Below are 9,819 nucleotides of genomic sequence, written 5' to 3' on the forward strand. Positions count from 1 at the left end.
CGAGGCCCTGCCATGTTTCTGTGAGCGTTCACAGTAGAGAAACATCCCGGACACTTGTCAATGGTTGTTGCTGTGCGGTTATGTTGGGCTCGCACCGCCGAAAACGTGTGTGCACGTTCCCAAATGATCGATCAATCGGGAGAAATCCATGCCGGAGACCACCCCCAAGGGCCTCACCAGGCTCGCCTTCGGTGGGGACTACAACCCCGAGCAGTGGCCGGAAAGCGTCTGGCAGGAGGACGTCCGGCTCATGCGCGAGGCGGGCGTCACCATGGTGAGCGTCGGGATCTTCTCCTGGGCGCTCCTGGAACCCGCGCCGGGGGAGTACGACTTCGGCTGGCTCGACCGGATCATCGGCCTGCTCCACGAGAACGGCATCCGCGTCGACCTGGGCACGCCCACCGTGGCCCCGCCCGTCTGGTTCTACCGCGCGCACCCCGAGGCCCTGCCCGTCACCGCCGACGGCGTCCGCTACGAGTTCGGCTCGCGCGCGGCGATCTGCCACAGCAACGCCGACTACCGAGCGGCCGCGGCGAACATCACCACCCGGCTCGCCGAGCGCTACGGCGACCACCCGGCACTCGCGATGTGGCACGTCCACAACGAGTACGGCGTCCCCGTCTCGGCCTGCTACTGCGAGTCCTGCGCCGCCCACTTCCGCCGCTGGCTGGAGACGACGTACGGCACCGTCGACGCGGTCAACGAGGCCTGGGGCACCGCCTTCTGGGGCCAGCGCTACGCGGCCTTCGGCGACATCAACCCGCCGCGCACCACCCCGACCGTCGGCAACCCCGGCCAGGCGCTCGACTACCGGCGCTTCGCCGACGCCACCATGCGCGAGAACTTCCGTACGGAGCGCGACATCCTGCACCGCCTCGCGCCCGGCGTCCCCGTCACGACCAACTTCATGACCGCGCTCAGCCAGTGCGACTCGGTCGACTACTGGGCCTGGGGCCGCGAGGTCGACATCGTCACCAACGACCACTACCTGATCACCGACGGCCGCCGCACCCACGTCAACCTGGCGATGGCCGCCGACCTCACCCGCTCCGTCGCCGGCGGCGCCCCCTGGATCCTCCTGGAGCACTCCACCTCGGGCATCAACTGGCAGCCCCGCAACCCGGCCAAGGCCCCCGGCCAGATGGCCCGCAACTCCCTCGGCCACGTGGCCCGCGGCTCCGAGGGCGCCATGTTCTTCCAGTGGCGGCAGTCCCGGCGCGGCGCCGAGAAGTTCCACTCCTCGATGGTCCCGCACGGCGGCACCGACACCCGCGTGTGGCGCGAGGTCGTCGAACTCGGCGCCGCCCTGGACTCCCTGAACCCGGTCCGGGGCACCCGCACCGAGGCCGACGTCGCCGTCCTGTGGGACTGGCACTCCTGGTGGGCGCAGAACCTCGACTGGCGCCCCAGCGAGGACCACGACGCGCGCGAGCGCGCCGACGCCTTCTACGAGGCCCTCTACGACCGCCACCTCACCGTCGACTTCGCCCACCCCGAGGCCGACCTCTCGACGTATCCGCTGGTCGTGGTACCCGCCCTGTACCTGATGACGGAAGCGGCCGGGAACAACCTCCGGGAGTACGTCGAAGGCGGCGGCACGCTCGTCGTGTCGTACTTCTCCGGCATCGTCGACCAGCACGACGCCGTGCACGAGGGCCCCTACCCGGGCGCCCTGCGCGACGTCCTCGGCCTCACCGTCGAGGAGTTCTCCCCGCTGCTCCGGGGCGAGCGAGTCCGGATCACCGGCCCGGACGGGGCGGAACTGAGCGGCGACGTGTGGACCGAGTTCGTCGAGCCGCGCGGAGCCGAGACCGTCTGGACCTACGCCGACGGCCTCACCGCCGGCCGCCCGGCCGTCACCCGGCACCGCCTCGGCGAGGGCACCGCCTGGTACGTCTCCACCCGACTCGGCGCCGACGGCCTGGACGCCCTGCTGGGCCGGGCCGCCGAGGACGCCCGCGTCGCCCCGCGCGCCGACCTGCCCCGTGACGTCGAGGTCGTGCGCCGCTCGGGCGGGAGCGGCAGTTACCTCTTCGCGGTCAACCACACCGCCACCGACGCCAAGGTGCCGCTGGAGGCGTCCGGCACCGAGCTGCTCACGGGCGAACGCGCCGCCGGCCGCCTCGCGGTCCCGGCGGGAGCCGTACGGGTCGTACGACTCGACGGCTGAGCCGACTCCCCCTCCGCCCGTGGAGCCGCGAGCCGCGGGCGGAGGGGGTCCCTCACCCCGAGGGAGACCCATCCCCATCACGTCGAAGGGACGACGGACGAAGATGTTCCATCCCAGACGCACACTCAGAGCCCTGCTGCTCCCGCTCACCGCGGGGCTCGCACTCACCGCCCTGCCGGCGCAGACCGCACAGGCGGCCGCCACGCTCACCAACGCGGGCTTCGAGGCCGACGGCGCCGGGGCGGCCGTACCCGGCGGCTGGTCCGAGTACGGCGACACCGGTGCCTCGTTCACCGAGTCCGGCGGGCACGGCGGCGGCTACCGCCTCAGCCACTGGGCGTCCGCCGCCTACAAGGTGGAGACGTACCAGTACCTGTCCGGGCTGGCCAACGGCGCCTACAAGCTCACCGCCTGGGTGCGCTCCGGAGGCGGCCAGAAGTCGGCCTACATGGCCCTGAAGAACTGCGGCGGCGCCGAGCAGCGCACCGACCTGCCGGTCTCGGCGAGCGGATGGATCCGTATCGTCGTCCCGGTCAACGTGACGAACAACCAGTGCACGATCAGCGTCAACAGTGACGCGAACGCCGGCAACTGGATCAATGTCGACGACCTGACCCTCACCTCCGGCACGGCCGGGCTGTCGATCAAGGGCGCCGACATATCGTCCCTCGCCAAGAGCGAGGCCAAGGGCGGTGTGTACAGGACCGCGTCCGGCACGACCGGCGACCCGGTCACCATCCTGAAGAACGCCGGCATGAACTACGCGCGCCTGAAGGTGTGGGTCGACCCCGCCGACGGCTACAACAACAAGGCGCGCGTGCTCGCCACGGCCAAGCGGGTCAAGGCCGCCGGCCAGAAGCTCCTGGTCGACTTCCACTACTCGGACATCTGGGCGGACCCGGGCGCCCAGAGCAAGCCCGGTGCCTGGGCGGGGCACTCGTACAGCCGGCTCAAGACGGACGTGTACAACCACACCCACGACGTGCTCAACGCGCTCAAGGCCCAGGGCACCACCGCCGACATGGTCCAGGTGGGCAACGAGATCAACGGCGGCATGCTGTGGAGCGAGGGCTCCACCGACAACTGGGGCCAGCTCGCCGGACTGCTCAACTCGGGCTACGACGCCGTCAAGGCGGTCAACTCCGCCACCCCGGTCGCCCTGCACCTCGCCAAGGGCGGTGACCTGGCGGGCACCCGCTGGTGGTTCGACAGCGCGGTCTCCAACGGCGTGAAGTTCGACGCCATCGGCCTGTCCTACTACGGCTACTGGCACGGCACCCTCGCCGACTTCCAGACCACGCTGGACGACGCGGCCTCCCGCTACGGCAAGCCGGTCTTCGTCGCCGAGACCGCCTACCCGTTCCGCCTCGACAGCAAGGACTCGCACGAGAACATCATCGACCTGCCGAGCGAACTGGTCTCCGGCTACCCGGCGACCCCGGCCGGACAGCTGGCCTGGATGAACGCCGTGGCCGGCATCGTGGAGGCCGTCCCCAACGGCCGCGGTCTCGGCATCTTCTACTGGGAGGCGACCTGGACCGCCGTGAACGGCAACGGCTGGGACCCGGCCGACGCCGCTTCCGGCAACGGCTGGGAGAACCAGGCCCTGTTCGGCTACGACGACCGGGCGCTGTCCTCGACGGCGTGGTTCGCCCACCGCTGACCCGCGATCACCCCACCCCGTGACGGCGGGGGCCCGGCCGCGACCCGGCGGCCGGACCCCCGCGCGCCAGGCGGACCCGGCGCCGCACCTGCCACCGGCGCGACGGGACGCGCACCGCCGAAGTGGCCCGCATGTTCGACAAGGGCCGGCGGGCGGCGCGCAGAGGGCCCTCGGACGCCGGCCGCGGGCCGCCCGCGTCGAATGTTCGGCGTTACCCTGTTGACCAGCCGTGATCACCCCGCGAGCCGGGGCGACCGGGGAGCGAGCCAGGAGACGTACGACATGACGGCCCCGGAGACCGAGAGCCTCCGCAGCAGCGCCGCGCGCCGGTCCGCCGGGGCGGGGCAGCTGCCGGTGGTCGCCGTGGTCGCGGCCGGCGGCGGGCTGGGCGCCACCGCCCGCTACGCGGCCTCGCTGTGGTGGCCCTCGACGGCCGGCGGGTTCCCGTGGACGACCTTCTGGGTCAATGTCGTCGGCTGCGCCGTGATCGGCGTGTTCCTGGTGCTGATCACCGAGGCGCTGACCGTGCACCGGCTCGTGCGCCCCTTCTTCGGCACCGGCGTGCTCGGCGGGTTCACCACCTTCTCCACCTACGCCGTCGACCTCCAGCGCCTGTTCGACACGGGGCACCCCCGTACGGCGCTGGCCTGCCTGGCGGCGACCCCCCTCGCGGCGCTCACGGCGGTGTGGCTCGCGGCCACCGCGACGCGCCGCGTCCTGACCCGGAGGCAGCGATGACGAGACTCACCGGCAGTGCCCTGCGCGTGACCGTCCTCGTCGGCGAGAACGACACCTGGCACCACAAGCCCCTCTACACCGAGATCGTGCACCGGGCCCATGCGGCGGGCCTGGCGGGTGCCAGCGTCTTCCGCGGCATCGAGGGCTTCGGCGCCTCCTCGCTGATCCACACCTCGCGCCTGCTCTCCCTCAGCGAGGACCTCCCGGTCGCCGTCGTCGTCGTCGACACGGAGGAACGCGTACGGGCCTTCCTGCCGCAGCTCGACGAACTGGTCACCGAGGGGCTCGTCGTCCTCGACCCGTGCGAGGTCATCAGGTACGCCGGCCGCACCCCGAACCGGGGCGAAACGGACGGCAAAGGTAAGAGGTCGTCGTGAACTGGCTGCTCGTCGTCGCCGGAGGCATGGCCGGCGCGCCCCTGCGGTACCTGACCGACCGCGCGGTGCAGGCCCGGCACGACTCGCTGTTCCCCTGGGGCACCTTCGTCGTCAACGTCGTCGGCTGCGCCGTCCTCGGCCTGGTGACCGGTGCCGGCGTCGCCGGGGTGGCCGACCCCCACCTGCGGCTTCTCCTGGGCACCGGCTTCTGCGGGGCCCTGACCACCTACTCCACCTTCTCCTACGAGACGCTGCGGCTGAGCGAGACCGGGGCGGCACTGCACGCCGCCGCGAACGTCGTCGCCAGTGTGGCGGCGGGCGTCGGGGCCGCCTTCGCGGGGGTGTGGATCGCGCAGACGGTGTGGTCATGACCGGGAAACACACCCACGGCTGGTAGGACTGTGCACCGCACCGTCGACCCACCCGCAGAACTGGATCCCATGAGCGCCATCTCCGTCGGTCAGGCCGTCGTCCTCGGAGCCGTCGAGGGAGTGACCGAGTTCCTCCCCGTCTCCTCCACCGGACATCTGAAGATCACCGAGGGCCTGATGGGCATCCCGGTCGACGACGACGCGGTCGTCGGGTTCTCCGCCGTCATCCAGGTCGGCGCGATCGCCGCGGTCCTCGTGTACTTCCGCAAGGACATCGCGCGGATCGTCTCCGCCTGGTTCCGCGGCCTCGCCCACAAGGGCGAACGGCATCACCACGACTACAAGTTCGCCTGGTGGGTGATCTGGGCGACGATCCCGATCGTCGTCGTCGGCCTGGCCGCGAAACCGCTCATCGAAGGATCTCTGGCCTCGCTCTGGGTGGTCGCGGGCTCGCTCGTCGCCGGCAGCGGCGTGATGTGGGTGGCCGACCGGACGGGCCGGCACAAGCGGGGCGAGGACGACATCTCGTTCAAGGACGCCATGCTGGTCGGGAGCTCCCAGATCCTGGCACTGCTCTTCCCCGGCTTCTCCCGTTCCGGCGCCACCATGTCGACCGCGCTGATGCTCGACCTGGACCGGGTCGCCGCCACCCGGCTGTCGTTCTTCCTCGGCATCCCGGCCCTCACCGGCGCCGGCCTGTACGAGGTGAAGGACGCCCTGGGCACCGGGGCGGGTGCGGCGCCGCTGGCCGTCGGCACCGCCGTGTCCTTCGTGGTCGCCTACGCCTCCATCGCCTGGCTGCTGAGGTTCGTCGCCAAGCACTCCTTCAACGCGTTCGTGATCTACCGGATCGTCGTGGGCGTGCTGCTGTTCGCCCTGCTGGCCACGGGAGTCCTCGACAGCTGACCCGCGGCCGGGCGGCCGGCAAGGGACCGGTGCCCGACACGGGACCGGTGCCCGACACGGGCCCGGGCCGGCTGCCGGGGCCGGGGTGCCCGGCAGCCGGCCGGGAGCGGCAACCGGGCCCGAGGCGCTGACCCCCGACCCGGGCGGCGGCGGGAAACCCGCTTTCACGCGGGACGCTCGCTGAATTCTTCCTTTCACCCGCCTTGACAGCGGCCTCCGGCCACCCGGAGTATCACTCCCGTGAACCTGTCAGACAGCCAGACAGGTGGCCCGGCACCCCGTCGCGTCAGTGCGATGGAAGCGGTGCTCGCCCACCTCCGCGGCGCCATCGAGCGCGGCCACTACGCCATCGGGGACAAGCTCCCCTCCGAGGCGGAACTGTGCCGCACCCTCGAGGTCTCCCGGCCCGTCCTGCGGGAGGCCCTGCGCGCCCTCCAGACCATGGGCCTGACGGTCTCCCGGACCGGCAAGGGCACCTTCGTCGTCGCCAACACCGTGGAGGACCCCACCTTCGGCGACTACGCGGCCAGTGACCTGCTCGAAGTGCGCCGCCACATCGAGATCCCGGTCGCCGGGTACGCGGCCGTCCGCCGCACCCCGGAGAACCTGGACCACCTGGCCCACCTCCTGGACCGGATGGAACGGGAGACCGACACCACCGCCTGGGTCGCGATGGACACCCTCTTCCACCTCGCCGTCGCCGAGGCCGCCCAGAACCCGGTCTTCCGCCGGGTCATCGAGGAGATCCGCGACGCGCTGGCGCGGCAGTCGGCCTTCCTCAACGAGCTGGGCGGGCGCCGCGAGCAGTCCAACCGCGAACACCGGGCCATCGTCGAGGCGCTGATCGACGGTTCCGAGTCCGACGCGCTGGAGGCCATGAGCCACCACCTCGACCGCGTCGAGACGACCCTCACCGACATCGTGCGCCCCTCGCGCACCGACTCCCCCCTGGAAGGCGGACCCGAGCGTTGAGCGAACAGCACCTCAAGGACGGGACGCGCCCCGCGACCCGTCACGTCGACGCCGGAGACGCGGGCTACAGCAAGTCCCTGAAACACCGGCACGTCAACATGATCGCCATCGGCGGCGCCATCGGCACCGGCCTCTTCCTCGGCGCCGGCGGCCGCCTCGCCGACGCCGGCCCCTCCCTCTTCATCGCCTACGCGGTCTGCGGCGTCTTCGCCTTCCTCGTGGTGCGCGCCCTCGGCGAACTCGTCCTGTACCGCCCCTCCTCCGGCGCCTTCGTGTCGTACGCCCGCGAGTTCATGGGGGAGAAGGGCGCCTACACCGCGGGCTGGATGTACTTCCTGAACTGGGCCACCACCGGCATCGCCGACATCACCGCGGTGGCCACCTACACCCACTACTGGGGCATGTTCTCCGACATACCCCAGTGGGTGATCGCGCTGATCGCCCTGGCCCTGGTCCTCACGGTGAACCTCATCTCGGTGAAGATCTTCGGCGAACTGGAGTTCTGGTTCGCGATCGTCAAGGTCGGCGCGCTCGTGATCTTCATGTGCATCGGCATCTTCCTGCTGGTCACCCGGCACCAGGTCGACGGCACCACCCCCGGCCCGTCCCTGATCACCGACAACGGCGGCATCTTCCCCAACGGCCTGCTGCCCATGCTGCTGATCGTCCAGGGCGTCGTCTTCGCCTACGCCTCCGTCGAACTCGTCGGCGTCGCCGCCGGCGAGACCGAGAACCCCGAGCAGATCATGCCGAAGGCGATCAACTCGATCATGTGGCGCGTGGGCCTGTTCTACGTCGGCTCGGTCCTCCTGCTGTCGATGCTGCTGCCGTGGAACAAGTACACCTCCGGCGAGAGCCCCTTCGTCACGGTGCTGTCCAACATCGGCGTCCCGGCCGCGGGCGGCGTGATGAACCTCGTCGTGCTCACGGCGGCGATGTCCTCCCTCAACTCGGGCCTGTACTCCACCGGCCGCATCCTGCGCTCCATGGCCGTGAGCGGCTCGGCACCGCGGTTCACCGGAAAGATGAGCCGCACCCAGGTCCCCTACGGCGGCATCCTGCTCACCAGCGGCGTCTGCGTCCTCGGCGTCGGCCTCAACTTCGTGGTCCCCGCCGACGCGTTCGAGATCGTCCTGAACTTCGCTGCGCTCGGCATCCTCGCCACCTGGGGCATGATCATGATCTGCCACCTGCTGTTCTGGCAGAAGACCCGGGACGGCCACCTGACCCGCCCGGGCTACCGGCTGCCGGGCTCCCCCTGGACCGAACTCGTGACGCTGGCCTTCCTCGCCTCCGTCCTGGTCCTCATGTACGCCGACGGCGGCGCCGGACGCACCACCGTGCTGTGCCTGCCGCTGATCGCCGCCGCGCTCGTCGCCGGCTGGTACGCCACCCGCGTCCGCCGCGTGCGCACCCCGTCCACCGGGACCGACGCGTGAACCCGCCGTCGGCCTCCGCCCACCCACCAGTGACCAGGCAGTGATGTACAGCAGTCCTCTCGCCGACGCGCCCGCCATCCGCGAACCCCTCCACGCCCCCGTCGCCCACCTCGTCCGCGGCGAGGTGACCGAGGGCGTCCACTACGGCTCCGTCGTCGTCCTCGGCACGGACGGCGAGGTCGGCTTCCAGCTCGGTGACGTCGAGGTCGCCTTCTACCCGCGCTCCGCCCTCAAGCCCGTCCAGGCCGTCGCCATGGTGCGCGCCGGGCTCCCGCTCGACGGCGAACTGCTCTCGCTCGCCGCCGCCAGCCACTCCGGCGAGGAACGTCACCTCGCCGGCACCCGGCGCATCCTCGAGCTGGCCGGTGTCACCGAGGACGATCTGCGCAACGTCACGGACCTGCCGTACGACCCGGTCGTCCGCGACACCTGGACACGGCAGGGCCGCCCGCCCTCGCGCATCGCCCAGAACTGTTCCGGCAAGCACGCGGCCATGCTGTACACCTGCAAGCTCAACGGCTGGTCCCTCGACGGCTACCTCGACCCCGGGCACCCGCTCCAGCAGGCGATCGCCGAGATCGTCGAGGACCTCACCGGTCAGCGGATCGCCCGGGTGACCGTCGACGGGTGCGGCGCGCCGCTCTTCTCCGTCTCCCTGAGCGGTCTGGCGCGTGCCGTCGCCCGTGTCACCACCGCCGTGCCCGGCACGCCCGAGGCGCGGGTGGCGGACGCGATGCGCGCGCACCCCGAGATGGCCTCCGGCTCCGGCCGGGACGTCGCCGCCCTGATGCGGGCCGTTCCCGGTCTGCTGGCCAAGGACGGCTTCGAGGGCGTCGAGGTCGCCGCGCTCCCCGACGGCCGGGCCGTCGCCGTGAAGATCTCCGACGGCGCGAACCGGGCCCGCGTCCCGGTCACCGCGGCCGCCCTCGCCCGGGCGGGCGTCGACCCCGTGCTGCTCACGCCCTTCGCCGGCGAGCCGCTCCTCGGCGGCGGCCGACCCGTCGGCAGCGTCCGCACGGTTCGCGCCCTCGACCCGGTCGCTCAGCCGACCCGCGCGTGAGCCGCCGGCGCCGGCCCCCCCCCCGGGCCGCCCCCCCGGGGCCCCCCCCGCCCCGGGCGCCCCCCCCCCCCCCCCCCCGGGGCCCCCCCGCCCCCCCCCCCCGCCCCCCCCCCCCCCCCCCCG

At 71.9% G+C, this 9,819-nt stretch carries 9 protein-coding genes; all 9 read left to right on the plus strand.

The features are described from left to right. Nucleotides 1–148: 148 nt before the first annotated feature. The 9 genes from ACIP5W_RS29895 to ACIP5W_RS29935 all read left to right on the plus strand — a co-directional run bounded on the left by ACIP5W_RS29895 (nt 149) and on the right by ACIP5W_RS29935 (nt 9,696). The gene (locus ACIP5W_RS29895) at nt 149–2,170 is read left to right on the plus strand and encodes a beta-galactosidase (protein ID WP_401480181.1); all 2,022 of its coding nucleotides are present in this window, start codon (nt 149–151) and stop codon (nt 2,168–2,170) included. A gap of 103 nt (nt 2,171–2,273) precedes the next feature. Continuing rightward, a complete protein-coding gene (locus tag ACIP5W_RS29900) occupies nt 2,274–3,833 on the plus strand; it encodes an arabinogalactan endo-beta-1,4-galactanase (protein WP_401480184.1) in 1,560 nt (519 codons plus the stop codon). A 282-nt stretch (nt 3,834–4,115) separates the two neighbouring features. Next, the gene (locus ACIP5W_RS29905) at nt 4,116–4,571 is read left to right on the plus strand and encodes a fluoride efflux transporter FluC (protein ID WP_401480187.1); all 456 of its coding nucleotides are present in this window, start codon (nt 4,116–4,118) and stop codon (nt 4,569–4,571) included. Continuing rightward, nucleotides 4,568–4,948, plus strand: a complete 381-nt coding sequence (locus tag ACIP5W_RS29910; protein WP_401480190.1) for a DUF190 domain-containing protein — start codon at nt 4,568–4,570, stop codon at nt 4,946–4,948. Before ACIP5W_RS29905 ends, ACIP5W_RS29910 begins: the two co-directional genes overlap by 4 nt. Continuing rightward, entirely contained in the window at nt 4,945–5,319 is a 375-nt protein-coding gene (gene crcB / locus ACIP5W_RS29915; RefSeq protein WP_401480192.1) for a fluoride efflux transporter CrcB, read from the plus strand. The genes ACIP5W_RS29910 and crcB overlap by 4 nt, the downstream gene beginning before the upstream one ends. Nucleotides 5,320–5,388: 69 nt before the next feature. Then, nucleotides 5,389–6,225, plus strand: a complete 837-nt coding sequence (locus tag ACIP5W_RS29920; protein WP_401480194.1) for an undecaprenyl-diphosphate phosphatase — start codon at nt 5,389–5,391, stop codon at nt 6,223–6,225. Between the two features lie 294 nt (nt 6,226–6,519). Next, a complete protein-coding gene (locus ACIP5W_RS29925; RefSeq protein ID WP_401480256.1) occupies nt 6,520–7,197 on the plus strand; it encodes a FadR/GntR family transcriptional regulator in 678 nt (225 codons plus the stop codon). Further along, a complete protein-coding gene (locus tag ACIP5W_RS29930) occupies nt 7,194–8,636 on the plus strand; it encodes an amino acid permease (RefSeq protein WP_401480196.1) in 1,443 nt (480 codons plus the stop codon). Before ACIP5W_RS29925 ends, ACIP5W_RS29930 begins: the two co-directional genes overlap by 4 nt. 43 nt (nt 8,637–8,679) lie before the next feature. Next, nucleotides 8,680–9,696: an asparaginase gene (locus ACIP5W_RS29935; protein WP_401480198.1), complete on the plus strand. Its 1,017-nt coding sequence runs from the start codon at nt 8,680–8,682 to the stop codon at nt 9,694–9,696. The last annotated feature ends 123 nt before the right edge of the window (nt 9,697–9,819 follow it).

Source organism: Streptomyces sp. NPDC088766, from assembly GCF_044750845.1.
Lineage (GTDB): Bacteria > Actinomycetota > Actinomycetes > Streptomycetales > Streptomycetaceae > Streptomyces.